Source organism: Amycolatopsis sp. NBC_00345 (assembly GCF_036116635.1).
Lineage (GTDB): Bacteria > Actinomycetota > Actinomycetes > Mycobacteriales > Pseudonocardiaceae > Amycolatopsis.
Genome location: NZ_CP107995.1, coordinates 5,842,550 through 5,867,141 on the forward strand (window position 1 = coordinate 5,842,550; position 24,592 = coordinate 5,867,141).

Annotated in this window: 28 protein-coding genes and 1 pseudogene; 15 read left to right on the forward strand and 14 right to left on the reverse strand. The window is 70.3% G+C overall.

What is annotated here, in order from left to right:
• Positions 1 to 7: 7 nt before the first annotated feature.
• The gene (locus tag OG943_RS26070; RefSeq protein WP_328603544.1) at positions 8 to 574 is read left to right on the forward strand and encodes a GNAT family N-acetyltransferase; all 567 of its coding nucleotides are present in this window, start codon (positions 8 to 10) and stop codon (positions 572 to 574) included.
• 89 nt (positions 575 to 663) lie between these two features.
• Here OG943_RS26070 and OG943_RS26075 read toward each other — a convergent pair whose 3' ends face one another.
• The 6 genes from OG943_RS26075 to OG943_RS26100 form a co-directional block, all read right to left on the reverse strand.
• Positions 664 to 1,263 carry a helix-turn-helix transcriptional regulator gene (locus OG943_RS26075; protein ID WP_328603545.1) on the reverse strand — a complete coding sequence of 200 codons (600 nt, stop codon included), beginning with the start codon at positions 1,261 to 1,263 and terminating at the stop codon, positions 664 to 666.
• Between the two features lie 312 nt (positions 1,264 to 1,575).
• Complete coding sequence (locus OG943_RS26080; protein WP_328603546.1) at positions 1,576 to 2,439, reverse strand: ABC transporter ATP-binding protein; 864 nt, start codon at positions 2,437 to 2,439, stop codon at positions 1,576 to 1,578.
• A gap of 120 nt (positions 2,440 to 2,559) precedes the next feature.
• Positions 2,560 to 2,937 carry a GntR family transcriptional regulator gene (locus OG943_RS26085; protein WP_328603547.1) on the reverse strand — a complete coding sequence of 126 codons (378 nt, stop codon included), beginning with the start codon at positions 2,935 to 2,937 and terminating at the stop codon, positions 2,560 to 2,562.
• Positions 2,938 to 2,987: 50 nt separating this feature from the next.
• Positions 2,988 to 3,962, reverse strand: coding sequence for an ABC transporter permease subunit (locus OG943_RS26090; protein ID WP_328603548.1), 975 nt, complete (start codon positions 3,960 to 3,962; stop codon positions 2,988 to 2,990).
• Entirely contained in the window at positions 3,959 to 4,837 is an 879-nt protein-coding gene (locus OG943_RS26095; protein ID WP_328603549.1) for an ABC transporter ATP-binding protein, read from the reverse strand. The genes OG943_RS26090 and OG943_RS26095 overlap by 4 nt, the downstream gene beginning before the upstream one ends.
• A gap of 34 nt (positions 4,838 to 4,871) precedes the next feature.
• Positions 4,872 to 5,255 (reverse strand): hypothetical protein, encoded by a 384-nt coding sequence (locus OG943_RS26100; protein WP_328603550.1) that lies wholly within the window; start codon positions 5,253 to 5,255, stop codon positions 4,872 to 4,874.
• Between the two features lie 169 nt (positions 5,256 to 5,424).
• Here OG943_RS26100 and OG943_RS26105 point away from each other — a divergent pair, with 169 nt between their 5' ends.
• The 4 genes from OG943_RS26105 (at position 5,425) to OG943_RS26120 (ending at position 8,582) form a co-directional block, all read left to right on the forward strand.
• Positions 5,425 to 6,072 (forward strand): GOLPH3/VPS74 family protein, encoded by a 648-nt coding sequence (locus OG943_RS26105; RefSeq protein WP_328603551.1) that lies wholly within the window; start codon positions 5,425 to 5,427, stop codon positions 6,070 to 6,072.
• A gap of 259 nt (positions 6,073 to 6,331) precedes the next feature.
• A complete protein-coding gene (locus OG943_RS26110) occupies positions 6,332 to 6,967 on the forward strand; it encodes a YbaB/EbfC family nucleoid-associated protein (RefSeq protein ID WP_328603552.1) in 636 nt (211 codons plus the stop codon).
• Entirely contained in the window at positions 6,964 to 7,299 is a 336-nt protein-coding gene (locus OG943_RS26115; RefSeq protein WP_328603553.1) for a type VII secretion target, read from the forward strand. Before OG943_RS26110 ends, OG943_RS26115 begins: the two co-directional genes overlap by 4 nt.
• A complete protein-coding gene (locus tag OG943_RS26120; RefSeq protein WP_328603554.1) occupies positions 7,296 to 8,582 on the forward strand; it encodes a WXG100 family type VII secretion target in 1,287 nt (428 codons plus the stop codon). The genes OG943_RS26115 and OG943_RS26120 overlap by 4 nt, the downstream gene beginning before the upstream one ends.
• A gap of 87 nt (positions 8,583 to 8,669) precedes the next feature.
• On the opposite strand, the gene OG943_RS26125 is transcribed toward OG943_RS26120, so the two are convergent.
• Positions 8,670 to 9,077, reverse strand: a complete 408-nt coding sequence (locus OG943_RS26125) for a RidA family protein (RefSeq protein ID WP_328603555.1) — start codon at positions 9,075 to 9,077, stop codon at positions 8,670 to 8,672.
• 64 nt (positions 9,078 to 9,141) lie between these two features.
• Between OG943_RS26125 and OG943_RS26130 the strand changes: the two genes are divergently transcribed.
• Positions 9,142 to 9,768 carry a TetR/AcrR family transcriptional regulator gene (locus OG943_RS26130; RefSeq protein ID WP_328603556.1) on the forward strand — a complete coding sequence of 209 codons (627 nt, stop codon included), beginning with the start codon at positions 9,142 to 9,144 and terminating at the stop codon, positions 9,766 to 9,768.
• A gap of 375 nt (positions 9,769 to 10,143) precedes the next feature.
• On the opposite strand, the gene OG943_RS26135 is transcribed toward OG943_RS26130, so the two are convergent.
• The 3 genes from OG943_RS26135 to OG943_RS26145 all read right to left on the reverse strand — a co-directional run bounded on the left by OG943_RS26135 (position 10,144) and on the right by OG943_RS26145 (position 12,600).
• On the reverse strand, positions 10,144 to 10,392 hold the full coding sequence (locus OG943_RS26135; RefSeq protein ID WP_328603557.1) for a hypothetical protein: 249 nt from the start codon (positions 10,390 to 10,392) through the stop codon (positions 10,144 to 10,146).
• A gap of 60 nt (positions 10,393 to 10,452) precedes the next feature.
• Complete coding sequence (locus tag OG943_RS26140) at positions 10,453 to 11,568, reverse strand: alkene reductase (protein ID WP_328603558.1); 1,116 nt, start codon at positions 11,566 to 11,568, stop codon at positions 10,453 to 10,455.
• Positions 11,569 to 11,640: 72 nt separating this feature from the next.
• The gene (locus OG943_RS26145) at positions 11,641 to 12,600 is read right to left on the reverse strand and encodes an Lrp/AsnC family transcriptional regulator (protein ID WP_328603559.1); all 960 of its coding nucleotides are present in this window, start codon (positions 12,598 to 12,600) and stop codon (positions 11,641 to 11,643) included.
• A 342-nt stretch (positions 12,601 to 12,942) separates the two neighbouring features.
• Here OG943_RS26145 and OG943_RS26155 point away from each other — a divergent pair.
• Positions 12,943 to 13,857, forward strand: a pseudogene (locus OG943_RS26155) (IS982 family transposase).
• 19 nt (positions 13,858 to 13,876) lie between these two features.
• Here the strand turns inward: OG943_RS26155 and OG943_RS26160 are convergent.
• Positions 13,877 to 14,944 (reverse strand): sodium:calcium antiporter, encoded by a 1,068-nt coding sequence (locus tag OG943_RS26160; protein WP_328603562.1) that lies wholly within the window; start codon positions 14,942 to 14,944, stop codon positions 13,877 to 13,879.
• Between the two features lie 195 nt (positions 14,945 to 15,139).
• On the opposite strand from OG943_RS26160, the gene OG943_RS26165 reads away from it, so the two are divergent.
• Together OG943_RS26165 and OG943_RS26170 are read left to right on the forward strand one after the other, a co-directional pair.
• Positions 15,140 to 15,511 (forward strand): ArsR/SmtB family transcription factor, encoded by a 372-nt coding sequence (locus tag OG943_RS26165; protein ID WP_328603563.1) that lies wholly within the window; start codon positions 15,140 to 15,142, stop codon positions 15,509 to 15,511.
• Between the two features lie 294 nt (positions 15,512 to 15,805).
• Complete coding sequence (locus tag OG943_RS26170; protein WP_328603564.1) at positions 15,806 to 16,540, forward strand: helix-turn-helix domain-containing protein; 735 nt, start codon at positions 15,806 to 15,808, stop codon at positions 16,538 to 16,540.
• Here the strand turns inward: OG943_RS26170 and OG943_RS26175 are convergent.
• The gene (locus OG943_RS26175; protein WP_328603565.1) at positions 16,471 to 17,166 is read right to left on the reverse strand and encodes a methylated-DNA--[protein]-cysteine S-methyltransferase; all 696 of its coding nucleotides are present in this window, start codon (positions 17,164 to 17,166) and stop codon (positions 16,471 to 16,473) included. The two genes, OG943_RS26170 and OG943_RS26175, sit on opposite strands and share 70 nt — an antisense overlap.
• The gene (locus tag OG943_RS26180; RefSeq protein ID WP_328603566.1) at positions 17,163 to 17,627 is read right to left on the reverse strand and encodes a very short patch repair endonuclease; all 465 of its coding nucleotides are present in this window, start codon (positions 17,625 to 17,627) and stop codon (positions 17,163 to 17,165) included. Before OG943_RS26180 ends, OG943_RS26175 begins: the two co-directional genes overlap by 4 nt.
• Before the next feature lie 164 nt (positions 17,628 to 17,791).
• On the opposite strand from OG943_RS26180, the gene OG943_RS26185 reads away from it, so the two are divergent.
• The 4 genes from OG943_RS26185 (at position 17,792) to OG943_RS26200 (ending at position 20,430) form a co-directional block, all read left to right on the forward strand.
• Entirely contained in the window at positions 17,792 to 18,562 is a 771-nt protein-coding gene (locus tag OG943_RS26185; RefSeq protein WP_328603567.1) for an isocitrate lyase/PEP mutase family protein, read from the forward strand.
• Between the two features lie 27 nt (positions 18,563 to 18,589).
• Positions 18,590 to 18,772, forward strand: a complete 183-nt coding sequence (locus tag OG943_RS26190; protein ID WP_328603568.1) for a putative quinol monooxygenase — start codon at positions 18,590 to 18,592, stop codon at positions 18,770 to 18,772.
• 202 nt (positions 18,773 to 18,974) lie between these two features.
• Positions 18,975 to 19,706: a 2OG-Fe(II) oxygenase gene (locus tag OG943_RS26195; protein ID WP_328603569.1), complete on the forward strand. Its 732-nt coding sequence runs from the start codon at positions 18,975 to 18,977 to the stop codon at positions 19,704 to 19,706.
• Positions 19,707 to 19,893: 187 nt separating this feature from the next.
• Complete coding sequence (locus OG943_RS26200; RefSeq protein ID WP_328603570.1) at positions 19,894 to 20,430, forward strand: hypothetical protein; 537 nt, start codon at positions 19,894 to 19,896, stop codon at positions 20,428 to 20,430.
• A 44-nt stretch (positions 20,431 to 20,474) separates the two neighbouring features.
• Here the strand turns inward: OG943_RS26200 and OG943_RS26205 are convergent, their stop codons facing one another.
• Entirely contained in the window at positions 20,475 to 20,828 is a 354-nt protein-coding gene (locus OG943_RS26205; RefSeq protein ID WP_328603571.1) for an ArsR/SmtB family transcription factor, read from the reverse strand.
• A gap of 353 nt (positions 20,829 to 21,181) precedes the next feature.
• Here OG943_RS26205 and mgtA point away from each other — a divergent pair, with 353 nt between their 5' ends.
• Both mgtA and OG943_RS26215 read left to right on the forward strand, forming a co-directional pair.
• The gene (gene mgtA / locus OG943_RS26210; protein WP_328603572.1) at positions 21,182 to 23,806 is read left to right on the forward strand and encodes a magnesium-translocating P-type ATPase; all 2,625 of its coding nucleotides are present in this window, start codon (positions 21,182 to 21,184) and stop codon (positions 23,804 to 23,806) included.
• A gap of 58 nt (positions 23,807 to 23,864) precedes the next feature.
• On the forward strand, positions 23,865 to 24,587 hold the full coding sequence (locus OG943_RS26215; protein WP_328603573.1) for an MgtC/SapB family protein: 723 nt from the start codon (positions 23,865 to 23,867) through the stop codon (positions 24,585 to 24,587).
• Positions 24,588 to 24,592: the final 5 nt, after the last annotated feature.

Here is a 24,592-nt window from a genome sequence, read left to right on the forward strand (position 1 = left end):
AACCACAATGGACTTTCCCACCGCCTACGACGCTTCGGCGGACGGACTGCTCCTGCGCCCCTACCGCGTGGCGGACGTGCCCAGCCTGGTGACCAACGGCCGTGACCCGGAGACCCGCGCCTTCATGGCGGGCACCCCGGCCGACCTGACCACCAAGGGCATGCTGGAGTGGGTGCGGGAGATCGGTTCCCGGCCGTCGCCCGACCCGGACCGGCTCAGCTACGCGGTGGCCGACCCAGCCACGGACGAACTACTGGGCGGCGCGGTCATCCACGTGACGCGGCGCCGCGACGTCGCCGAGCTCAGCTTCTGGGTCTGTGAAGACGTTCGCGACCGGGGCGTCGGGACCCGCGTGGCGCGCGCGTTGAGCGAATTCTGCTTCTCCCAGGGAATCCACCGGGTCGAGCTGGTCATCCGGGCGGACGACATTCCCAGCCAGCATTTGGCGAAGGCCGTCGGCTTCCAGCGCGAGGCGCAGCTGCGCGAGGTCCTGCCCGGGTCCGGCGCCGGCTTCGGCGCGAACTCCGGACGACAGGACGGCGAACTCTGGGCGCGCCTGCGCACCGACGCGTAAGCCTTCACAAAACCGCACTGGCCAAGGAAAACACAGCCGGCACTGAAGAGTCAGTGCCGGCTGCAGTGGTGCCTGAACGGTTCTCCGCCTCAGATGATCCCGGCGCGCAACGCATAAGCGACCGCGTGCGACCGGTTGCGGAGCCCCAGCCGGTGGGTCAACGAGTAGATGATGTTCTTCACGGTGTGGTCGGCGTAACGCATGCGACGGGCTATCTCGTTGGTGTCACAGCCTTCCGCCATCAGCCGGACCACCGCGACCTCGCGCTGGGAGAGCACGTGCTTGCGGGCCGGGATCGGCCCGCCGCGCCGCGTTCTCCTGGCCTGCGCCAGCAACCGGAGCGCGGCCGTGTCCACCGCGGCCGCGCGGACGCACCGCGGCAGCCGGTCGTCGGTGACGGCCGCGCGGGGCAGCACCGCGACCACCGACGGTTCGAGCGCGGACGGCAGCTCGACCTCCTCCGCCGGATCCATCAGCAGGACAACGGGTTTGGTCTCCGCGCCGATCGCGGCCTCGAGTTCGGCGACCGCCGCCGGGTCCAGCTCGTCGAAGGCGGCGACGATGACGTCGGCCCGCCGCCGGGTCTCCCCGCGGCCGACAACCATGCCCTGCCGTCCGCTCAGGCAGGCCACCAAGCCTGCCCCGGTAAGGGGATCGAGGGCATGCACCGCCACAAGAACGTCCTCCACGGGATCCTCCTCAAAACTCTCCACCGGACAACAGTCGGTCCGGACGGGGCCGCGCGCCGGTACACCGCTTTTCGGTGCGCAGGACGAAGCCAAGCTGGGTGTAAGCCTCCGAGCAGACCTCATGAGAGGAGACGCCTGTACCGGCCGGCGGTTGCCGCCGTTCCCGGTTTCCGGTGTCCTCGTGCGTTCTTCTCTCCCTGGCCGGTTTCGGACCAGGAGGCCTTGGTACAAGTGAACACCGTGCCGCTACGGCATACTCAAGTCCGGATTACGTAACGAAGCCCACTGGCGGCGTAGTTGCCCGGCCGGACCTCATCCGTTGCCCGGCAACGCCTTGGAGCTGTAACGGGCGGCACGCAGGTAGCCGAGCACGAGCTGCTCGAGTTCCGGCCGCGCCGATTCCCAGCCCTCAGGCACGGCCCTGGTCCCCCGGACGAGCAAGGTCGCCTGACGGCCGGTCCGGGACTGCTCGACCACTTCCAGCCCGCCGGGCGTCTCCGCGGCGGCCGGGCCCACGAGCACCTGGTGCTCCTCCAGCAGTTCCTCGACGTCCCCGGATACCCGGCACTGCCCGCGTTCCAGCAGCACCAGGTGGTCGACGACCGGGCCGAGATCGGTCAGCAGGTGGGAGGAGACCAGCACGGTGGTGCCGCGTTCGGCCACATCGGACATCAGGATCCGGAGCGTTTCGTCCCGCGCCAACGGATCCAGGTCGGCCAGCGGCTCGTCGAGCAACAGCAGCCGCGGCAGCCGGCCCAGTGCCAGCGCGAGGGCGAGCTGGCTGCGCTCACCCGCGGAGAGGTGGCGCACCTTCCGGTCCCGCCCGACCCCGGAAAGCAGGTCGAGGGCCCGCTCGGCGTAGGCGGCCGACCAGCGTTCGTTGAGCTTCGCGCCCGCTTTCAAGGTCTCGCCGACGGTGAAGTCCTGATACAGCGGACGTCCCTGCGCCAGGAACGCGACGTCCGGGTGCACCCGCGGGCGCACCGGCTCCCCGGCGACGACCAGCTCGCCGCCGGTGGGGGCGACGAGCCCGGCGGCCATCCGCAGCAAGGTGCTCTTGCCCGCGCCGTTGGGTCCCACCAGCGCCCCGATCCGCCCCGCCGGCAGGGTGAACGAGCAGTCCCGCAGCGCCCACGTGGCGCCGAATCGCCGGCTCACGGCCTGTGCGCTCAGCATCTGCCCCTCATTCCCCCGGCGCGTGCTGTGCCGTTCGTTACTGATCCGACGGCAGCCACGGCGGAAACGGTTTCTTCGAGCAGGTCGGCTGTAGCCCGTGTCCGCCTGCTTTCGGTCGGATCAGTAATGTGCGCGCCGGACGTCTTGGTAGAGCGCGTCGACGTCCTCGATGCCCAGGCCGGCTTCGACCGCCCGGTCCATCCACTCGGCCAGATCCCGCCGCAACGGCGTCTCCCGCCCGCCCGCCTCACTGCCCAGCGAGCCGGTGATGAACGTGCCCACGCCCCGGCGTCCTTCGGCCAGGCCCGCGCGTTCCAGCTCGCGGTAGGCCTTGTTGACCGTGTTCGGGTTGATGGCGATCGCCGCCACGACCTCCCGGGTGGTGGGCAGCCGGTCGCCGGGCTTGAGCAGCCCGAGCCGCAGCGCCTGCTGCACCTGGTGGACGATCTGCAGGTAAGTGGAGACCCCGGACCGCCGGTCGATCCGGAACTCGATCACCTGGGTCAGCTTAGAGGGTGGCGGCGGCCCGTCCGGGCCGGACGCGGTGATCACACCCTCCGGCGCAGGGCCCACCACGAAGCCAGTACCGCCGCGGCGGCGAGCACGGCGAAGACCGCCGCCTCCACCCAGTGCACCGCCGTGGCCGACCCGGCCGGGAGCACGTCGGCGAACGACTTCGCCAGGCCGTGTTCCCGGTAGCAGGTGGCGAGGTCGGCCGAAGTCGCGGAGTTCCCGTGCGCCCCGCACGAAGCGACCTGGCTGTGCGCCGCTTTCGAGGAGATCTCCTGGCCCCCGGCCGTGAGGAAGCCGCTGCCGGTCACCTGCACGCCGCGGCCGGTCACCGCGGCCGTCGACGGGTCGTCGGACACCACGCGCTCGACCCCGCCGAGCGAGGGCTGCACGATGCTGAGCGCCACGCGGAGCACGAGGAACGACAGCAGCGTCACGGTCATCGCCACCAGCGTGCGCCGGGCCAGCGTCCCCACCGCCATCCCGATGGCGAGGCAGAACAGCAGGTACACCGCCGGGGAGACCCCGCTCGAACCGAACGTCGGATAGGCGTAGGGACCGCTGACCAGCGGCCCGAGCGAACCCGCCGTGTCGAGCCAGCCCGCCACCAGCAACTGCAGCACGACCAGCACCAGCACCGCGGGCGCCGCCGCCATGGCGAGCTTCGTGCCCATCCACCGGCCCCGCCCGACCGACTGGGTCAGCGCCAGCAGGTGCGTGCCGTGCTCCAGCTCGCGGGCGATCAACGGGGCGCCGCAGAACATGCCGAGCAGCACCGGCAGGGCGAGCAGGAAGAACTGGGCCGCCTTGAGCCGGTCGAACCAGGTGTCCTGGAACTCCCCCGTGCGCACGCGGCACGCTTCGTCCGCGGTGCCGGACAAGCAGTTCCCCAGCGCTGACAGGTCGGACTGCATCACACCGCGCAGCACCAGAACCGCGCCGCCGCCGGCGATCAGCAGGACCAGCAGCGAAACGAGCTGGGCCCGCTGCTGCCGCCACGCCACCCAGATCACGCCGTTACCTCCTCGTGCGAACGCAAGTAGCCGAGGGCGAGCTGCCCCAGCGTGGGCCGGTGCCACCGCCACCGCGGATCGGGTGGTGCGGAGAAAGCCGCGGACACCAGCAGTTGCCGTACGCCCGGCCGGTTCGCCGAGTCGATCACCGCGTGCGGCGGGACCGGCGGCCGTCCGTCCGGCGGCCCGGTCAGGATCGCATGCCCCGCCACGAGTCCCGCGATGTCACCCGCGAGCCGGGCCCGTCCGGCGGTCAGCAGCACCAGGTGGTCGCACACCTCCTCCAGCTCCGCCAGCACGTGCGACGACAGCACCACCGTCATCTCCTGCCGCTGCTGTTCCGCGCGGAGCAGTTCCAGCACCGCGGTCCTGGCCAGCGGATCAAGGTCGGCCAGCGGCTCGTCCAGCAACAGCAGCCGCGGCCGGGTCCCGAGCGCCACGGCGAGCGCCACCCGGGTCCGCTGCCCGCCGGACAGCGACGAGACCTTCGCCGTCAGCGGCACCCGCGCCTGCTCGACGAGCCACTCGGCGTACTCCTGGTCCCACCCCGGGTTGGCGGACCGGCCGAAGCGCAGCATCTGCGCGACGGTGAACTGCGGGTAGAGCGGTTTGTGCTGGGCCAGAAAGGAAATCCGCGGATCCGGGACCGTCCACGGCGGCTCGGTCCCGTACACCGACACCGAGCCCTCGGTCGGCCGCCCGGTCCCCGAGAGCAACCCCAGCAACGTGCTCTTGCCCGCGCCGTTCGGCCCGACCAATGCCACCATCCGCGGGCCGGGGATCTCCAGCTCGCACCCCCGCAGGCCCCAGCCGCGGCGATACCGCCGGCCCAGCCGCGCGGCGTGCACGGCGAGCCGGTCCCCCGGCACCGGCATCCCTGCCACCCCAGGCCTTCCCCTCGTCACGGTCTCAGTACGAGCAGTCGACACGGGGCCCTGCCGTGCTGCCGCCCGCGACGCAGGTGAAGGTCTTCCCCGCGTCGATCGGTGCGTAGCCGATCACCGGAACGCCGTTGCTGCGGAAGGTCACGGTGCTCCACACCCCCGGCGGCGTGGCGAGCGCCTGCGTGGTGTTCGCGGGCTGCTCGTAGGCGTAGCCGTCGCCCGTCGCGGTGACCAGCCGGACCTCCAGCGGATACCCGGCGGTGGTGACCGTGAGTGGCGTCGAATCGGCTTCCCGTGCGGCGGGGCGCTGGTCCGCGAAGGCCACCCCGGACAGCGCGATCGCCGAAACGGTGGCGGCGAGCGCCCCGGCGGCCACCCGTCCGGCGACCCGGCGGTTGTGTTCGGTCACGGATTTGCCTCCTTGGCTATTTAACTACCTAACTAGTGAAACTAAGGCGACCGTAGCACTCTTTCGTGGGACTTGCCGGGGGTGCCCGAGCGAGGCGAGCTTGACCGTGCCGCGACGGCACAGTTTCGAATGGCCGCCGGCGCGACACCGAGCAACTCAAGGAGAAGACATGAGCTGGACCCTGCCGCAACGGCTGTACCTGCTGAGCTATCACGGGGAAAAGGGCAGGCTCGACCTCGCCTCGGTCCTGGTGCGCGGCCAGCTGATGCGCGCCGCGGCGGTGGCCGAGCTGGCCATCGGAGGGCAGCTCGTCGACCAGGGCGGCAAGGCCGGCCGCGTCCCCGGCCGCCCGGCGCCGGAGGACCCGTTCCTGGCCGACGTCCTGGAGTACGTCTCGCCGGACAAGCCGCGCCGCTGGTTCACCGTGGTGGACCACCGGTGGGCGAAGGCCGAAAGCACGGTGAAGGACCAGCTGGCCGGGAACGGGACGATCACCGTCGGCAAGGGCAAGGCACTGGGGCTGATCCCGGTGGAAGAGATCACCCTGGGCAATCCGCACGAGGTGACCGGCCTGCGGGAGACGACGAGGAACGCGGTGCTCCTCGGCCGCGACCCGGCCACCGTCCCGGCGGACGAAGCGGCCCTGGCCCTGTTCGCCGCCGAGGGCGACGTCGGCAGCGTGTTCACCCACAAGGAGCGGTCCCGGCACAAGGGCGAATTCAAGGCGCTGGCCAAGCAGTTCGACGCCACCGTCCCCGGGGTGCGCAAGGCGCTCCAGCTGTCCATCGCGACCCGCCGGGGCGCCGCGGCCGGCTGAGGCGCGGTCGGTCCAAGGTGGCCGGTCCGGGGTTCATACCTTAGAATTTATGACACACATCACGCCTGCTAGGGGTTGAGTATGCCGCAGCGGCACAGTGTCTTATACCCGTTTTAGGCTAAGACGAGGTGAACGGCTTCAAGCCGCTTCGCCTCGTCGGCCCATACATCCAGTGAACCCCTAGCGGTGACCCTAACGGACCGAGTCGAGGCGGCGCATGCAACCTAATCTTGAACCTGGCGAGGACTTCGCCCTTCTCTTGGAGCGAGAGGCCAGGAAACTCCAGGAGAAGGGCGAAGCGCTCGCCGCCGCGTTCGCCGCCTCCGGCTCCACCGTGCGGTCTTCGGACGGCTCGGTGACGGTGAAGGTCGAGGCCAACGGCTCACTGAGCTCCATCGAGTTCGGCAACCGGGCCTGCGCGATGGGACCGGCCAACCTCTCCTCGCTGGTGATGAAGACCGTGCGCGAGGCCCAGCTCAAGACCGCCGGCAAGATCGCGGATTCCTACACCGAGATCAACGGCGACGACCAGGCCGCCGAGCTGGTCCGCACCTTCCTTCCGAAGGTCGAGGACACCGAGGAAGGCGCCCAGGAGAACCCCGAGCAGAACAAGTGGGCCCCGGAGGCGTACGAGGAGGAGCCGCCGCCGGCCGCGCGCCGGATGCCGCCGCCGCAGCAGCAGCCGGGCCGCCCGATGCCGCCGCAACCCGGACGCCCCCTGCCGCCGCAGCCGGGCCGGCCGATGCCACCGCAGCCGGGTGGGGCCGTGCCGCCGCAGTCAGGGCCGCCGATGCCGCCGCAGCCGGGCCGCCCGGTACGGCCGCCGAACCCGCCCCCGCCCCCGCCCCGGCGACCGCACTCCGACCCGGACGACGATGAAATGAGCCCCTGGTGAGCGACGGAATCAAAACGCAGTACGAGGCGCTTGGCGCTTTCGCCACCAGCCTCGACAAGATCGAAGAGCAGTTGCAGAAGAGCGCGGACATGGTGGGCAGCTGCGTCGGCGACCCCGGCATCTTCGGCATCACCGGCGGCCAGCTCTATGGGGCCGGCGCCAGCATGCACTGCGCGAAGGCACGGGATCATCTGCACGATTACTCGGCGAAGGTGAAGGACTTCTCCGACAAGGTGCGCGATTCCGCGAAGAAGTATCAGGAAGGCGACAAGGACGCGGAAGACTCCATCATGAGCGCCGCCAAGGGCCTCGGAGAGGTGAAGGTCAAGTGAGCGACGAGTACCACCGCGGCGATGTCGGGAACGGCAGTGGTATCAGCGCCGACGACTTCAAGGACCCGAAGAACCCGGGCGGGGGCGACAGCGCCGGCGCGGGCTTCTTCGACACGGCGTTCGGGCTGAAGAAAGCGGTTGCCGAAGGCGACAGTCTCAGCATCGGCATGGCCTCGGTCGGCATGGCGGTCGACATTCTCGGCATGGTCCTCGACCCGCTCGGATCGCTGCTCACCGCCGGGATCGGCTGGCTGATCGAGCACCTGGTCATCTTCCGCTGGCCGCTGGACGTCCTGATGGGCGACCCGAAGGGCATCGACGCGGCCAAGGAGGCGATCTGGGCCGAGGGCAAGACCGTGAAGGGACTGTCGGACGCCCACGCGAAGGCCACCCAAGACGTCCTGAAGAGCTGGACGGGCCAGGCGGCCGACACGTTCCGCACCGACATGGAGGGCGTCGCCGCCCAGCTCGACGCCCTGTCCGACTACGTCAACCTCGCCGGCAAGCAGATGGCGATCGCGGGCGGCCTCATCGGTACCGTCCGCGGCATCATCCGTGACCTCATCGCGATGACACTGGCCGGCATCCTCAAGGCCGCGATCATCGCGGTGGCGCTGGCGCCGGTGACGTTCGGCGGCTCGATCATCGCGGCGATCACCAGCACGATCATCGAAGTCGGCGTGGCGATCGGCAAGATCGGCACGAAGATCGCCGACCTCGCCAAGAAGCTGGCCGAGATGCTCAAGCTGCTGGCCAAGACCCGCGGCGCGGCCGACGACGTCGTGAAGAACACGGTCGGCGGCAATCTCGGCAAGATCAAGGTGCCGCCGAAGACCGGGCCGTACACCCCCAAGCCGCCGCCGGACAAGCCGATGATCAAGGAGAACGGCGAGCCCGGGGACAAAACCCCCGAGGGCGAAGGCAAGCCGGGCGACAAGGACCCCACCACGCCGGAGGGCAAAAAGCCGGAGAAGGTCGGCGACATGGTCACCCGGGTGGTCCGCGAAAAGCTGGAAAAGGAACTGCGAAAAGAAGTCAAAACGCAGAACGACCAGGTCGAAATGGACGCGGCCCTCAAGAATTTCGACAAGTGGTGCGGCGCGCCGATCTCCCTCACCAGTGGGAACTCCAAGAAAGCCCTGGAGGGAATCGAAAAGATCGTGAAGATCATGAGCGACCCGACGTACGGTGCTCAGGGTATGGGCGGGAAGATCATCGTCGACATGATGAAGAACATCCCGCCCGCCGCGACAGCCAAGCCCGAGGAAGAAAAGGCGAGTTAACCGCCAACCGCCGGCTCCCGTTTTGCCGTCAAGGCCTCCTTACCCGCGTCCGACGCGGGTAAGGAGGCCTTGACGGACTTCTGGCGGTCAGTCGAGGACCGCGGTCGCCTCGACCTCGACCAGAACGTCGGGCTCGGCCAGCGCGGCGACGCCGATCCCGGTCAGCGGCGGCATCGGCGTGACGCCCAGCTTCGCCGACGCCCGGGCGACGCCCTCCGCGAACAGCGGCATCTTGTCCTCGGTCCAGTCGACCAGGTAGACGGTCAGCTTCACCACGTTGTCGAACGTGGCGCCGACTTCGGCCAGCGCGGTGCCGATGTTGAGGTAACACTGCTCGACCTGGGCGGCGAAGTCGCCTTCGCCCACCTTTCCCCCGTCGGCGTCGCGGGCGATCTGACCAGCGATGAAGACCAGCTTCGATCCCGTGGCGACCGAAACCTGCCGGTAGATGCCGACCTCAGGCAGCCCCTTGGGGTTGACCAGGGTGATAGCCATGCTGACTCCTTGTCCGTGCGAGCTGGTCCCCAAACCATAGCATTGCAATGCTATGGTTTGACCCATGGCGAGGATGAAGGATCCCGCGGTCCGCACTCAGCTCCTCGAGCGCGCCGCACATCTGCTCCGTACCCGCGAGCCCCTCACCCTGCGCTCGCTGGTGGCCGGGACCGGGGTGTCCACAATGGCCGTCTACACCTACTTCGGTGATATGGACGGCGTCTGGAAAGCCTTGCGGCAGGAGGGTTTCACCCGCCTGGCGGCCAGATTCGCGGATGTGGCCCCCTCCGGCGACCCGGTCGAGGACCTGACCGTCCTGATCACCGCCTACCTCGGCAACGCCCTCGACCACACCGACCTGTACCGGGTCATGTTCGACGCGAGCTTCGCCCTCGAAGACCTCAAGGCCGCGGACGCGACCCTGGAGTACCTGGTCCAAGCCGCCGGCCGGGCTACCGCCGCCGGCCGCTTCCGCGCCGGGACCGACCCGCTGGAACTGGCGACCCAGAGCTGGACCATCGCCCACGGACTGGTCTCCCTGGTCGCGAACGGCCCGTTGCCCCGCGAAACGCTCGCGAACGGCGTCCCGCTGCTGATCGGGCTGTTCGTCCACAGGGGAGACGACCCCCGCAAGTGCCGTCGCTCGGTCGAGAGCGGCTGGAAGAAACTGCGGCCGCACAACGGGTCCTAGATGACCAATTCCAAGGGGTCAGTGGTAGTCCGAGGTGAGGGAGCGGTAGACCGGGCCGCTGATCTTGCTCGACGCTATGCGCCGCCCTCGATGAGCAGTTGCGCAGTGGCCCATCAACGCCGACACCACTCGAAGCGTCGGACCCACAGTTGCGGTCATATGGCATCACGCTTCGCCCGCCGTTCCATCACCAACGGCACCTCACCGAGGTGGGCCCTAGTCTCGATCGTTGGCACCGCAGTACGTCCTCGGCCCTGTTGTCATGCGACCCCCAGGTGCAGATGGCGGCTCCCAGGTGTTGTTGGCGGCTGGGCGAGGGGGTCAGCGGGATTGTGCGTCGACAGTTCTGGGAGACCAGAAATTTCCCGCGGGAAATCACCGGTCTCCCATGCCGATCACGTTGCCCAACCGTCCGTCACGCAGGTGCAGGCCGGGTAGCCGCTGCTCGATGGTGGCGATACCACAGGCGGCCAAGCCCTCGTCACCGTCCACCACGAGGATCCGCACCCGACTGTCGGTCAACTGCTCCTTCAGCACCGTCGCGAGGCTCACGCGCCAGCCGTCGTCACCGTTGCCGGGGTTGAAGAACTCGCCGCCCAGGTCCTCGATCAGTAACGCCCGCAACAGGACGAGTTCCGCGATGTCACCTTCACCTGCTTACCGCACCGATCCCATCGATCGCGATCATATAGCGATAGGAGGAGTATGCGGCTGGTTCGACCGGTGGCTGGGGTCGAGCGGCGGGTAGTCGGTGTAGCCACGGTGGTCACCCCGGTAGAAGGTGTTGGGGTCGGCTGACGCCAAGGGGGCGCCGACGCGGAGGCGGTGGACGAGGTCGGGATTGGCGACATAGGCCGTCCCGAAGGCGAGGATGTCGGCCAAGCCATCGGCGATGAGGTGCAGCTGACCGGGACCGGCGGGCGAGTCGTCGTGGGTGGCGTGCGGGTTGAGCATGAGGACCCCGGGCCAGCGGGAACGTAGCTGGGCGGTCAGGGCGCGGTGGTCGGGGAACTCGAACAGATGGAAGTAGGCCAGATCGGTCCGCAGCTCACCGACGAGCGCGGAGTACAGGGCGTCGACGTCGTCCTCGTGGAGACCGAAAGCGGTGCAGCCAGGGGAAAGTCGCAACGCGACACGGTGCGGACCGATCCGGCCGGCGACAGCGTCGACGAGTTCGAGCGCGAAACGGATCCGGCCGGCGATCGAGCCGCCGTAGCGGTCGGTGCGGAGATTGGCGTTGCCGACCAGGAACTGCTGAATCAGGTACCCGTACCCACCGTGCAGTTCGACGCCGTCGAAGCCGGCGGCGATGGCGTTGGCCGCGGCGGAAGCGAAGTCGGCGATGGTGTCCTGGATCTGCGAAACGGTCAGTTCGAGCGGTACGGGATAGGGCCGGTGCTCACGGTCGTTGATGCGAACCTGCCCCTCGGCGGCCACCGCGGACGGGGCGACGGGGTGTCGGCCGGTGAGCGAGGGATGGCCGCACCGACCCCCGTGGCAGAGCTGGGCGAAGATCCGCCCGCCCTCGGCGTGCACCCGGTCGGTGATCGGCCGCCACGAACGAACCTGCTGGTCAGAGTGCATACCGGGCATGTCGGTGTAGCCCTGCCCGACGACATTGGGGTGCTTCGCCTCGGCGACGATCAGGCCGGCGGTGCTGCGCTGGGCGTAGTACTCGGCCATCAACGGCGTGGCGGATAGCCCTGGCCCGTAAGCACGGCGGCGGGTCAGCGGCGCCATGGCGATGCGGTTGGGCAGTGTGAGCCCACCGAGCTGGATGGGGTCGAACGGAGTTGGCATGCCACAGACGATGGCCGCCCCACACACGAAGTCACCAGCAACAACGAAGAATTCGGCGATTTATGCCGCCAGCTAGAGTTTGACGGTGATATCCGACGGACCGGACTGCTTGACGGTCCGGACCGCGGGCGCGGTCTCCACGGCGGACAGCCCGGGCAGCGCGGCGATCGGGCCGGTCAGGTAGGCGTACAACGCCTGGGGATCACGGCACAGCACGCTCGCGTACAGGTTGGACGGTCCGGTGGTCGCCCCCACGAAACCAGCCTCGGCGTGCCGCGCCAACTCCTGCCCGGCGGCGACAAGTTGGCTTGGCACAACGGAAAGCCAGAGCGACGCGGTCGTGCGCAACCCCAGCAGCGTGGGATCGAAGTCCACGTCGAAGTACAGCACCCGGTGCTGCCGGAGCTCGGCCATCCGCCGTCGCACGGTGGTCTGCGACCAGCCGGTCGCCGCGGCGAGCTCCCGATACCCCAGCCGACCGTCACGGGCCAACTGCGTCAACAGCGCCCGATCCCCGTCGGAGGGCACGATCGGCGGTCCCTCGACTGCCTCGTCCGGACGCAACTGCTCGCACTGCTCGGGTGTCAACGGCCCGGTGCTGGTGAGCGTGCTGTTCGGCCCGCCGAAAAACGTGTGCAGCACGCTGTGGCCAATGACCTGCGTCACCCGAGGCGTGCGCGGCAGCCGCGTGAGGACCGACGACGTCCCGGCCGCGACCCGGACCATGCAGATGATCTCCGCACCGCCGGACGCCACCTGCACCCAGGACGTCTCCGGCCGGCGGGCGAGGGCGTGCGCGAGGTCGGCCGCCGCGCCCGGCGCGCACCCGACCCGGACCAGCCACTGCTCCTCCCCCATGGCCTCCGCCCAGGTCTGGCCGACGACCCGGACCGTGCCGGCGGCGCGCAGTGCCTGGTAGCGGCGGGCCACGGTCTGGTCGGAGACACCGAGGACCTCGGCGACGGCGCTGAACGCCACCCGGCCGTCGATCTGGAGCGCCTGCAACAGCCCTCGCACCACGTCCTCCGCCACAAGGACAACACTAACCAGAGAACGGGTCGACACCGGCGTGGTCGGCGTCGACCCGGCCAAGTCCCCACTGCCCGACGGGCTGACCTGCCAGCGGGCTGACGGCAACCGGTTCACCTTCACCTGGGCTCGGTAACCACAGGTGGTCCCCACCTCGGGGGATGACGTGGTCCGGGAACCCGCATCGGGGCCACGACCCTGTCGTGTCGTGCGTGCCGCCAGCACGGTGGCACGCACGACACGACCGCGGGTGAGCTCGACAGTGCCAGTGTCACTGACAGGCAGGCTTGCACCACACGGACTGGGCCGTGCGGCGACGACAGCGAGGGCGTCCAGAATCATCGGGTGACCACCGATCTGGACACCCTCGCGACTGCCTTGTACGTCACAACCGATGACCTGCTCACCGCCACCCCGCAGCTGGCACCGTGGCGTCCCACGGTCGGTATCGTGCCCAGGCTCACCGATGCGGAGTTGGTGACCTTGCGGTGATGCAGGCGTTGTCGGGGTTCACCTCGGAGTACCGGTGGCTGCGCTACGCCCGAGCCCATCTGGGGCATTTGTTTCGCTACCTGCCCCAGCAGCCGGGCTACAACAAGCGGCTGCGTGCCGCGGCGAGCCTGATCGCCAGTGTCATCCGGATGTTGGCCATGGATACGACGCTGTGGACCGATGACGTGTGGGTGGTGGACTCCACCCCGGTGGAATGTGGCCGCTCGAAGGACACCGTGAAGCGCTCTGACCTCGCCGGCTGGGCCGAGCACGGCTACTGCGCCTCCCACTCCCGCTACTTCTGGGGCCTGCGGCTGCACTTGGTGTGCACCCTGGGCGGACTCCCCGTCGCGTTCGCGTTGACCGGCGCGAAAGCCGACGAGCGTCAGACCCTGCTCGACATCCTGCATACCGACCCCACCCTGACCTCGGAGCGGCACGGGCAGACGGTGATCGGGGACAAGAACTACTTCGGCGCCGAGTTCGAGACCGAGTTGACCGCACAGGGACTGGATCTGCTGCGCCCCGCCCGCAAAGGGCGAGGCCGAACGCCCCGGGGCCCGGTTCTTCAAGCCGCTGCGCCAGACCATCGAATCGATCAACCAGACCCTCAAGGGCCAACTGGACCTGGAACGGCACGGCGGACACACCCCCAACGGCGTAGTCGTCCGTGTCCTGCAACGCATCCTCGCGCTGACTGCGGCGATTTGGCACAACGACAAGATCGGCGGGCCGGTCTACCGCTCCCTTACGGCGTATGACCACTGACCCCTTGGAATTGGTCGTCCTAGGCGAGGATGGGGATCAGCCCCGCGGCGAAAACCAGGTAGAGCAGTCCGGAAAGGGCCAGCCGCAGCGGGGTGAGCTTGTGGGCGCGCAGCAGCGCCAGCAGGTAACCGATCGCGATCATGGTGACCACGCCGGCCCAGAGCAGCGCGCTGTCGAAGTGCCAGCTGGTGAACAGCAGCCCGAGACCGCTGGGCACGGTGGCCTGGATCATCATCGCGCCGGAGATGTTGGCCAGCGCGAGCTGCGTCTTGCCCTGGCGCACCCAGATGATCGCGTTCATGATCTCCGGCAGCTCGGTCGCGATCGGCGACAGCAGCAGCGCCGTCACCGCGCCGGAAAGCCCGAGCATCGGGCCGACGGCATCAAGCTGGTGCACGAACAGCTGCGACGCCACGAAGATCACCCCGAGCGACCCCAGCGTCTGCAGCACCACCGCCCAGGTGGCCGGGACCGCGGCCGTTCGCTGCAGCTTCAACGGTTCCAGCTCGCCTTCGCTGTCCTGCTCGCCGTGGCCGCCGCGCATCTCCCGCCAGAAGTAGGCCGCGTAAGCCGCGAAGAAGATCAGGCCCAGCCACGGTTTGAACGCGAACGCGACCAGGCCCAGCGCGACCTTGACCACGAACACCGCGACGAACCAGCGCTGGTCCTTGGCCAGCCGCGCCGAGTCCGACGGCTCCCCCAGCACCTCGCCCGGAGCCCCGCCGGCGCCGAGCCCATCACCGGAACCGCCACCGGGCCCGGCCGTCGCCAGCTCGCGGCGACGCTGACGGCGCTTGGCCAGCAGCATCAGCCCGGTCACGCCGTAGGCCACGGTCGCCAGCGCCAAGGGCCCGCCCATCGCCGCGCCGACGCCGATGTCCCGCGCCTGCGCGGTCGCCCCGGTGGTCACCGCGACCAGGGTGACCACCGACTCGGGCAGCGCGGTGCCGAACGCGGCCAGGATCGTGCCCACCGCCAGCTGCCCGACGTTCAGCCGCCGGCCGAGCCATTCCACGGCGTTGACGAACCACTCGCAGGACAGGTAGATCGCCCCGGCACAGACGATCAGCAGGACAAAATGCCACATGGTTCGCCGCCTTCGACTTTCCTGGCACAGCACGGAAATCCCCGGACACGCGGCAGCGGGCGCTCGGGCCGCTCCCCGCCGGAACGAGCACCACCCTGCCACACGTTTCGTCATATTCGCAAACGACGAAACAGCGACGGTTCGGCACACCGGCCGCGCGGAAACCGCAGGTCATAGGCAACAATGGGGTTCGCCATGGCGAACTCCGACGAGGCGCGCACCGAACATCCACCGGGGGATGAACGCGTCGAACCGACCTCCCCGCAGCTCACCGCGGCCGCGAGCACCTTCGCGCTGCTGGGCAATCCGGTCCGGCTGCACGTGCTCTGGCTGGCCGCGCAAGGGATTCACGATGTGAGCGCCCTCGCCGCGCGCACCGGGGTGGGCGTCGCCACCATGAGCCAGCACCTGAGCAAACTGCGGCTGGCCGGGCTGATCAGCGTCCGCCGCGACGGACGGCACCACATCTACAGCGTCGAAGACCCGCACGTGCTCACCGTGGTCGAGCAGATCTTCGACCACATCGCCCCCGACGGCACCCTCGCCCCCGACCCGCCGGGCCGCTGACCGTCGCCGGCCCGCACACCGGGATTCCCGGTCACCGGTAAAGCCGGGGCAGGACGAAAAGACCTGGTCCCGCCCGCACGAAGCGGCGCGCCGGACCAGCGTCGGCAGGTCACCGCCGTGGGCCGCGGCCGGCACTCGGACCCCGGCGGCACACTCAACCACCATTGGTGTGAACTACGCCACACCCTGGCGGGACGCAGCAGCACTTGACCATGCCGCACCGTCAGAGTTTTGACTGGAATCCGCCGGCGTGATCGCGCCGGCGGACCGCGGTTCCGGAAGAGGTGGGCAGTCGTGGCTTGGAGCACCCGTGAGATCGCCGAGCTCGCCGGCACGACCGTACGGGCCGTACGCCATTACCACGAGATCGGCCTCCTCGACGAGCCCGAGCGGCGCGCCAACGGCTACAAGCAGTACGTCGTCGCCCATCTCGTGCGGATCCTGCGAATCAAGCGGCTGATCGACCTCGGGTTCTCCCTGTCCCAGATCTCCGCCATGGGCGACGCCGACGAGCATCCCGAGGAAGCCCTGCGCGCGCTGGACACCGACCTCTCCACGACCATCGAGCGGCTGCAGCGGATCCGGGTCGAGCTGGCCCTGATGCTCCGGGAAGCCGCGCCGACCGACCTGCCCCTCGAACTCGGCCCGGCGACCACCGACGGCGGGCTGTCCGACAACGACCGCTCGTTCATCATCGTGCTGACCCGGGTGCTCGGCCCGCAAGGCCTCCAGGCCTACGCGGAAATACTCCAGTCGTGCCAGGCGAACCCCGAGGTGGCCGCGTTCGACAACCTGCCCGCCGACGCCGGCGAGCAGACCCGCGCCGAACTGGCCCAGCGGCTGTTCCCCCACGTCCACGACCTGATCTCCGGCCACCCCGGGCCCGGGAAGGGCAGCAACGACGCGCCCGGGGGCCCGCGGTTCGCCGCGCAGACCGTCGTCCAGGCCATCCAGGACCTCTACAACCCGGCCCAGATCGACGTCATGCGCCGCGTCGCGCTACTGGGGCAGGCGCCGGAGAAGAACTGACCGGTCTCCCCTGCCCGCCCCTCCATCGCGAGCAGCGCCAGTTTCGCCGTCTCTCCGCCGCGGTAGCGTCCGGCCGCCCCATCCGACCGGACGACGCGGTGGCAGGGGACGATCAGCGGCACCGGGTTGGTCGCGCAGGCAGTGCCCGCGGCCCGCACGGCGCGCGGGCTGCCCGCGGCGGCGGCCACCTCCGCGTAACTCCGGGTGTGGCCGAACGGGATGTCCTTCAGCCGGTCGAGGACCGCACGCCGGAAGCCCTTCGCCAGCCGGAGGTCGACCGGGACCCCGAACCGGCGCCGGTCGCCCGCGAAGTACTCGTCCAGCTCCCGGGCCACCGGGTCGAGCCGGCCCGGGGCGGCGAGCACCCTCGGGCTGACGACGGCGGCCAGCGACTCGAGCACGGCGTTGTGGTCCTCGCCCTCGAACGCCACCCGCACGAGCCCTTCGGCGGTGGCCGCCAGCAGCAGCCGGCCGACCGGCGAGTCGACGGTGCGGTAGGCGACGTCGAGGACGCCCTCCGCCCGCGCCGCCCCGGTCAGCCTGGTGTGGAGCGAATCCAGGAGTTCATGGTCTACATCGGACAGTGTCGGGGACGCCTCGGCGGGCGCCCGCTTGACGAGCGTCATGCGGATACTCCTTTGTTCAGTGTTTTGCCGTCGGTTCGCACGGCTGCGACCACGCGGGCCGCGGCGGTGTCCGGGGCTTCGTGCTCCCAGACGCGCACGACCGCCCAGCCCTCTTCCCGCAGCCGTTCGGTCGTGTCTGCGTCACGGGCGCGGTTCGCCTGGATTTTCCGGGCCCAGTAAGGACGATTGGTGGCCGGCTCGGTGTAGTGGTCCTCGCAGCCGTGCCAGAAGCACCCGTCGACGAACACCGCGACCTTGGCGCGAGTGAACACGAGGTCCGCCCTCCGCCGGAGCGCGGCCACCGGCCGCACGTCGACGCGGTAGCGCAGCCCGGCCGCGTGCACCAGGCGCCGGACCGCGAGTTCCGGGCTCGTGTCACGAGAACGGTTCCCTTGCATGGAACGCCGCACCGCCGGCGTCGAAGCCCACGACCGGATCTTCCCGGTGGCCTTTCCTGTCATGCCCCGTAGACGCCGGCGGCCGCCGGGATGTGAGGTCGTCTCCCGCCGGCTGGGTAGGGTCGAGTCATGTCCGAGACCACCCGACCTCGGCCTGCACCGGGACCTGGCGGAGGGCGTGGCACACTCGCCACCTTCTCGGGCAAGGCCTGAAACCAAGGAGCCCCATGACTTTCGCTGAATTGCACCACGGCCCCGACCCGCTGGTGCTGCCCAACGCCTGGGACGTGCCGTCCGCCTTGGCCATGGCCGCGGAGGGCTTTCCCGCCATCGGGACGACGAGCTTCGGCGTCGCGTCGAGCCAGGGGCACCCGGACGGCGGCCGCGCGAGCCGGGCGGCGAACCTCACGCTCGCGCGGGCCCTGCGTGATCTGCCGGTGTACGTGAGCTTCGACGTGGAGGACGGCTACTCCGACGACCCGGCCGAGGTGGCCGAGTACGTCGAGCAGCTCGCTGTGGCCGGGATCAACATCGAGGACAGCACCGCGGAGCGGCTGGTCGCGCCGGAACTGCTGGCCGCCAAGGTCGCGGAGATCAAGCGGCGGAGCCCAGGGCTGTTCGTGAACGCGCGGGTCGACACCTACTGGCTCCGCCAGGACGCGGAGCTGGAGCCGACCCTCGAACGCGCGGAGGCGTACGTCCGGGCCGGCGCGGACGGGGTGTTCGTGCCCGGCGCGACCGACCCCGCCGTGCTGCGGAAACTCGCGGAAACCCTGCCCGTGCCGGTGAACACCCTGCCGGTGCCCGGGCTCAGCGTGAACGCGCTGGGCCGGCTCGGCATCCGGCGCGTGAGCACCGGTTCGCTGCCATACCGGGCCGCGCTGAACGCCGCCGTCACCGCGGCCCGCGCGGTACGGGACGGCGCGCAGGTCCCGCCGGCCCTCGACTACCAGCGCCTGCAGGAACAGCTGACCGGCTACAGCCGCACCGAGCGTTGACGGCGGCCGTGAGAGAAGGGATTTCCCATGCCTGAGCCCGGCAACATCTCCTTCGCCGCCTACCACGGTGTCGGCGACGCTAGGGACGTCGTCCTGCTGGAGCGTTACGACTCGCGTGAAGCCTTTGCGCGGCACCGGGAAACGGACCACTTCGCGGGGCTGGCGCCCGCACCCACGGCGACGAGTTCGCGGCCCTGGTCCTGCACCTGATCGGGGCAGCGGATCTCGCGGGCGGGCGCGTTCGCGGTCTTCGACCGGGTCAGCAGGCGAGCGGGCTGATCGACGTGTACCGGTCTTACGCCGCGGCCTTGCGGTGGCGGCACATCCAGGCCACCCGGGCTCGGTGACGATCTCACGTTTCGGCGGCGGCCACCGTCTACCTGGTGAGACCCCGACGAAGGAGCTTCGCCCGATGAGTACGACGACAGTGCGAAACCGCTACGCCGACCGCGTGGACGCAGCCGACTGGGGAGCGGTCAAAAACGGGCTCGACGACGTCGGCAGCGCCCTGCTCCCCCAGCTGCTGACGCCGGCGGAATGCCGTCAGATCATCGCTCTGTGGGCCGAGCCGGACCGGTTCCGGGCGACGATCAACCTGCGCCGCCACCGTTTCGGCGATCACGGTGACTACAAGTACTTCAGCGAGCCGTTCCCCGAGCCCGTGCGGGCACTGCGCGAGGCCCTGTACCCGCGGCTCCTGCCGATTGCCCGGGAATGGTCGGAAAAGCTCCGGTGTGCGGCCGAGTGGCCCGAGACTCTTGAGGAGTGGCTTGAGGTCTGCCACCGGGCGGGCCAGACCAAGCCGACCCCGATCCTCCTGCGGTACGAGCCGGGCGGCTGGAACGCGCTGCACCGCGATCTGTACGGGGACAAGGTGTTCCCGCTGCAGGTGGTGGTGAACCTGAACGACCCCGGCGCCGACCACACCGGCGGCGAGTTCCTGCTGACCGAGCAACGGCCGCGGGCCCAGTCACGCGGCACGGCGACGCTCATCCCGCAGGGGCACGGGCTGGCCTTCACCACCCGCGAAAAGCCGGTGAAGTCGGTGCGGGGCTGGTCGAGGGGGCCGGTCCGGCACGGCGTTTCGGTGGTGCGCAGCGGGGTACGGCACACGCTCGGCCTGGTGTTCCACGATGCGGCTTGACCCGCTTGATGGCGGTGTTGTGGCTACGCCGCTTGACCGCGGTGTTGTCCTTGCGCCGCATGACGACGGTGTTGTGTCTAAGCCACCCGACAGCGGCGTGCTCCCGATGCCGCATGACGGCGATGTTGTGCCTACGCCACCCAACAGCGGCGTGCTCCCGATGCCGCATGACCGCGGTGGGGTCCTGATGCCGCATCACCGCGGCCTGATCCCGGACGGTTTCTCCCCACTCCCACACCGCCCGGCCGCCGCCTCTCCCCCCGCGCGCCCGTGCGGCCCGGAGGAGCTGGCAGCGCTCATCAACGCCGCCCGCAGCGTGAAACCCGCGCCGGTGAGCGCGGTCGTGGGCACCGCGTCGGACGCGGTTTCCCGGGCGAACGGGGAACTGCTCGCCACGGCCTGGGCCGATGGCGGTGGCACGGTGCTGACCACTGTCCACTGGCCGGAGACCGCCGCCTCGTGGCTCCGGCCGTCCCGCCGGTTCGCCGCGCCGGAACCCGACGTGTGGCTGGTCGCCGCGACGGTGCCCGGCTGGGCGGCGATGGGCCGACGGCTCGTCACGTCGACCGGGTGGTCGCCGGCCCGCACGTTCGTCACCTCGCCGCTGGCCGACCCCGAGCTGATCGCCCTCGGCGGGATCGGCACGTTCGACGGGCTGCGCGGCGCCTACCCTGACGGTCGCTTGTGGACAGTGCAAGGACTCGTGAGTGTTCATGACGGTTAGAACCGGCATAGGCACTCACGAGTCCGGCCCAGGCGATGACCGCCTCACGCGCCCCGGGCCCGCCGCCGGCGCCCCGGGGCCTCACGGACCTCGATGTGGTGCCGGATCGCGAGCTGGACGATGTCCGCGACCAGCGGGTCCTCGGCGAGGTAGATCTGCCGCTTGCCGGCCCGGCGGGAGCTGACCAGGCCGGCGAGCTTCAGCTTGGCCAGGTGGTGGCTGACCGTGGCGACGCTCTGGCCGGTGTCCTCGGCGAGGGTGCCGACGTCCCGTTCACCGGTGGCCAGCAGCCAGAGGATGTGCAGCCGGACGGTGGCCGAGAGCAGGGCGAACGTGCCGGCGGCGTCCTGGAGCAGGTCAGGCGGCAGCGGGTCGGACGGCAGCGCATCAGAGGGCAATGCATCAGGCGGCAGCACATCAGAAGGCAGCGCAATAGAAGGCAGTGGAGTGGAGCCGGGTGGGGTGGGCACGGGACCATCCTCTCGGGTGTCCTCCGTAGCGTGACGTACGACCAATACTTGTACAAGTGTTTGACTGTTACGGGGTGGCTGCGGTCTACTGGAGCCCGGCGGTCCCGGCGGGGACCGGCGTGTCGTCGTGTGGAGGGAGGTGAGCCGGGTGACCGGCGAAGGAAGTAGTAGTCGCGATCGCGCGGACCACCGGCCCTCCCTGCTCACCCTGGGATAGGCCGGGTCCGCGTGGTCGGCGCCGCTGTCGTCACAGCTTCGGCCTCCACGGACAGGACCCCCTGATGACCCGCTTTTCCACGCTGCCCGCCCCGGCGCCGGCCCCCGGCGAGGTGTCGCTGGCCGCACTCGCCGATGCCCCGGTGCTCACCGTCTTCCAGCGGCTCGAAAGCACGCCCAAAGGACTGACCGAGTCCGAGGCGGCCGACCGGTTGCGGCGCTACGGCGACAACCAGGTGGCAGGCGCGGCCCGGCTCGGGCGGACCGGGCAGGTCTGGGCCGCGGTGCGAAGCCCGTTCGTCGCGCTGCTGACCGGGCTCGGTGTGGTGTTCGCCGTCGTCGGGGACCTGCGGGGCGCGGTCACCGTGAGCGTGATGGTGCTGCTGAGCGTGGCGCTGCGCTTCTGGCAGCACACCCGTTCCGAGCGCGCGGTGCGGGCACTGCGCGCCCAGGTGAGCACCACGGTCACGGTGCGGCGCCGGGCCGGCGACGGGTTCCCCGCGCTCGAGCGGGAAGTACCGACCGCCGACCTGGTGCCCGGGGACGTCGTCCTGCTGGGGCCCGGCGACGTCATGCCCGCGGACGTGCGGGTGGTCGCGGCCGGCGACCTGGTCGTGGACCAGTCGGCGTTGTCCGGTGAGGCGCTTCCGGTCGCGAAGCGGCTGCCGCCGGTCGAACGGCCGCGCCGTCCGCGTGACGCGCGGCCGGAGCTGGTCGACTCGCCGGCGCTGGGGTTCGCCGGGACGGCGGTGGTCGGCGGCGCCGCGACCGCGGTGGTGATCGCGACGGGCGCCGGCACCTACTTCGGGTCATTGGCCGCGCAAACCGCCGCGCCACGCGGGGAGTCGAGCTTCGACCTCGGCGTGCGGCGGGTCGGCTGGACGCTGATCCGGTTCATGCTGGTGATGGTGCCGATCGTGCTGGTCGTCAACGGCGTGGTCACCGGGAACTGGGCGCAGGCGGGCATGTTCGCCGCGGCCGTCGCGGTCGGCCTGACGCCCGAGATGCTGCCGGTGATCGTGACGACGAACCTGGCGCGCGGCGCGGTGCGGCTTTCTCGGCGTCGGGTGATTGTCAAGCGGCTCAACGCAATCCAGGACTTGGCCGCGATGGACGTGCTGTGCGTGGACAAGACCGGCACGCTCACCGAAGACCGCGTCGCCTACGCGCACAGCATCGACCTGTCCGGCCGCCCGGACGGCGAGGCGGCCGAGTACGCCTACCTGGCCGTGCACTTCCAGGCCGACCGGCACGACCGGCTCGACGAGGCGATCGTCGCCCAGCTCGCCGACGAGGACGAGGACCTGGTCACCGAGGCGATGTTCAGCAAGGCCGGCGAGATCGGCTTCGACCACGTCCGGCGCCGGGCCACGGTGATCGTGAGCCGCCCGGTCGACCAGGAAATCCTGATCTGCAAAGGGGATCCGGACGAGATCCTGCCCCGCTGCTCGCACGCCCGCCGCGACGGCGAGGTCGTCGAGCTGACCGGGGACGCCCGCGCGGCCGCGGCGGACATCGTGCGCGCCTACGCCCAGCACGGCATGCGCATCCTCGCCGTGGCGGCGCGCGAGTTCCGGACGCGGCTCGACGGCTACGACGAGCACGACGAGAACGAACTGGTGCTGGTGGGGTTCGTCGGCTTCGTCGACCCGGTCCGCGACGGCGCGGCCACCGCGGTGCGCGCGCTGGACGAGCACGGGGTGACGGTGAAGATCCTCACCGGCGACAACCCGCACGTCGCCGCCCAGGTCGCGGCGCAGGTCGGCGTGCCGGTCGGTGACGTCGTGCTCGGCCGGCAGGTCGACCACACCGACGAGGCCGACCTGCGGGTGCTCGTCGAGCGCACCACGGTCTTCGCGAAGCTCACCCCGGCGCACAAAGCGCGTGTCGTCGCGACACTGCGCGCGAACGGCCGCGCGGTCGGGTTCGTCGGCGACGGCGTCAACGACGTGACCGCGTTGCGCACCGCCGACGTCGGCATCGCCCCGGACACCGCGACCGACGTCGCCAAGGACGCGGCCGACCTCGTGCTGCTGGACCGCGATCTCGGCGTGCTCGCGCGCGGCGTGGTCGAGGGCCGCCGGACGCTGGGCAACACGCAGAAGTACGTCAACATCACGGCCAGCTCGAACTTCGGCAACGTGCTGACCGTGCTCGCGGCGAGCGCGTTCCTGCCGTTCCTCCCCATCCTGCCGATTCAGCTGATGGTGGCGAACCTGCTCTACGACGCCGCCCAGATCGCGCTGGCGTGGGACCGGGTCGACGACGGTTACCTGCGGCGGCCGCGACGGTGGGACGCGCGCGGCCTGACCCGGTTCATGCTCGTGTTCGGGCCGCTCAGCTCGATCTTCGACCTGTCCACTTTCGCGGTGCTGTGGTGGGTGTTCGACGTGGGCTCGGAACCGCTGCTGTTCCAGACCGGCTGGTTCGTCGAGGGCCTGCTCTCGCAGCTGGTCGTGGTGCTGGTCCTGCGCGGCCGGGGCCGCCCGGCGCGCCCGCTCGTGCTCGCCGCCGCCGCGGCCGGGCTGGTGGGCCTGCTGCTGCCGCTTTCCCCGCTGGCCGACGGGCTGCGGATGCACCCGCTGCCCGCCGGCTACCTGGTGTGGCTGGTGCTCGTCCTGGCCGGTTACGGCCTGGCCGCGCTGCTGGCCAAACGCTGGTACGCGCGCCGCGCCCCCGCGTTGTGGTGACCCGGCCCCGTCCGAAATAGCCCGACTTTCCGAATAAGCGATGAGAGTGAGAGCGCAGATGACGACTGCGGAGATGGTGCTGCGCCTGGGCAGCGGTGTGGGACTCGGCACGGTGATCGGATTCGAGCGGCAGTACCGCGCCCGGATGGCCGGTCTGCGGACCAACGCGCTGGTGGCCGCCGGCGCCACCCTGTTCGTGCTGCTTTCGGCGCACGGCTTCACCGGCGCCGCCGCCGACCCGACCCGGGTGGCCGCGCAGATCGTGTCCGGGATCGGGTTCCTCGGCGCCGGCGTGATCCTGCGTGAGGGCCTGACCGTGCGCGGCCTGAACACCGCCGCGACGCTGTGGTGCTCGGCCGCGGTGGGCTCGTTGTGCGGGGCCGGGCTGTACTGGATCGCGGTGGCGGGCACGGTGGTCGTGGTCGCCGTCAACGTCGCGCTGCGCCCGCTGGGCCGGGTGGTGGACCGCCGCCCGGACACCGGCGTGGAAACCCCGGCGTTCTACACGTTCCTGGCCGTGACCACCGACGAGGCCGAGGCGCACGTGCGCAGCCTGCTGGTCCAGGCGCTGACCCGCACCGACTTCGCGCTGCGCTCGGTGACCAGCACCAACGCCGACGGCGCCGGCAGCGGCCGGGTCGAGGTCCGCGCCGAGCTGTCCGCCGATCAGCGCGACGACAAGCAGATGGAGTCGGCGGTCAGCCGGCTGTCCATGGAGCCGTCGGTGACCAGCGTGCGCTGGGAGACCGAGACCTTCACCGGCCCCGACGACGAGAGCTGAGCCCG

Coding starts and splice junctions, on each gene's coding strand:
- OG943_RS26200 (WP_328603570.1), top strand. CDS start 19,894: ATGCCGCATCACCGCGGCCTGATCCCGGACGGTTTCTCCCCACTCCCA.
- OG943_RS26095 (WP_328603549.1), bottom strand. CDS start 4,837: ATGCCGGTGCCGGGGGACCGGCTCGCCGTGCACGCCGCGCGGCTGGGC.
- OG943_RS26195 (WP_328603569.1), top strand. CDS start 18,975: ATGAGTACGACGACAGTGCGAAACCGCTACGCCGACCGCGTGGACGCA.
- OG943_RS26215 (WP_328603573.1), top strand. CDS start 23,865: ATGACGACTGCGGAGATGGTGCTGCGCCTGGGCAGCGGTGTGGGACTC.
- OG943_RS26105 (WP_328603551.1), top strand. CDS start 5,425: ATGAGCTGGACCCTGCCGCAACGGCTGTACCTGCTGAGCTATCACGGG.
- OG943_RS26130 (WP_328603556.1), top strand. CDS start 9,142: ATGGCGAGGATGAAGGATCCCGCGGTCCGCACTCAGCTCCTCGAGCGC.
- OG943_RS26070 (WP_328603544.1), top strand. CDS start 8: ATGGACTTTCCCACCGCCTACGACGCTTCGGCGGACGGACTGCTCCTG.
- OG943_RS26185 (WP_328603567.1), top strand. CDS start 17,792: ATGACTTTCGCTGAATTGCACCACGGCCCCGACCCGCTGGTGCTGCCC.
- OG943_RS26165 (WP_328603563.1), top strand. CDS start 15,140: ATGGCGAACTCCGACGAGGCGCGCACCGAACATCCACCGGGGGATGAA.
- OG943_RS26190 (WP_328603568.1), top strand. CDS start 18,590: ATGCCTGAGCCCGGCAACATCTCCTTCGCCGCCTACCACGGTGTCGGC.
- OG943_RS26180 (WP_328603566.1), bottom strand. CDS start 17,627: ATGACAGGAAAGGCCACCGGGAAGATCCGGTCGTGGGCTTCGACGCCG.
- OG943_RS26080 (WP_328603546.1), bottom strand. CDS start 2,439: ATGCTGAGCGCACAGGCCGTGAGCCGGCGATTCGGCGCCACGTGGGCG.
- mgtA (WP_328603572.1), top strand. CDS start 21,182: ATGACCCGCTTTTCCACGCTGCCCGCCCCGGCGCCGGCCCCCGGCGAG.
- OG943_RS26125 (WP_328603555.1), bottom strand. CDS start 9,077: ATGGCTATCACCCTGGTCAACCCCAAGGGGCTGCCTGAGGTCGGCATC.
- OG943_RS26175 (WP_328603565.1), bottom strand. CDS start 17,166: ATGACGCTCGTCAAGCGGGCGCCCGCCGAGGCGTCCCCGACACTGTCC.
- OG943_RS26160 (WP_328603562.1), bottom strand. CDS start 14,944: ATGTGGCATTTTGTCCTGCTGATCGTCTGTGCCGGGGCGATCTACCTG.
- OG943_RS26140 (WP_328603558.1), bottom strand. CDS start 11,568: ATGCCAACTCCGTTCGACCCCATCCAGCTCGGTGGGCTCACACTGCCC.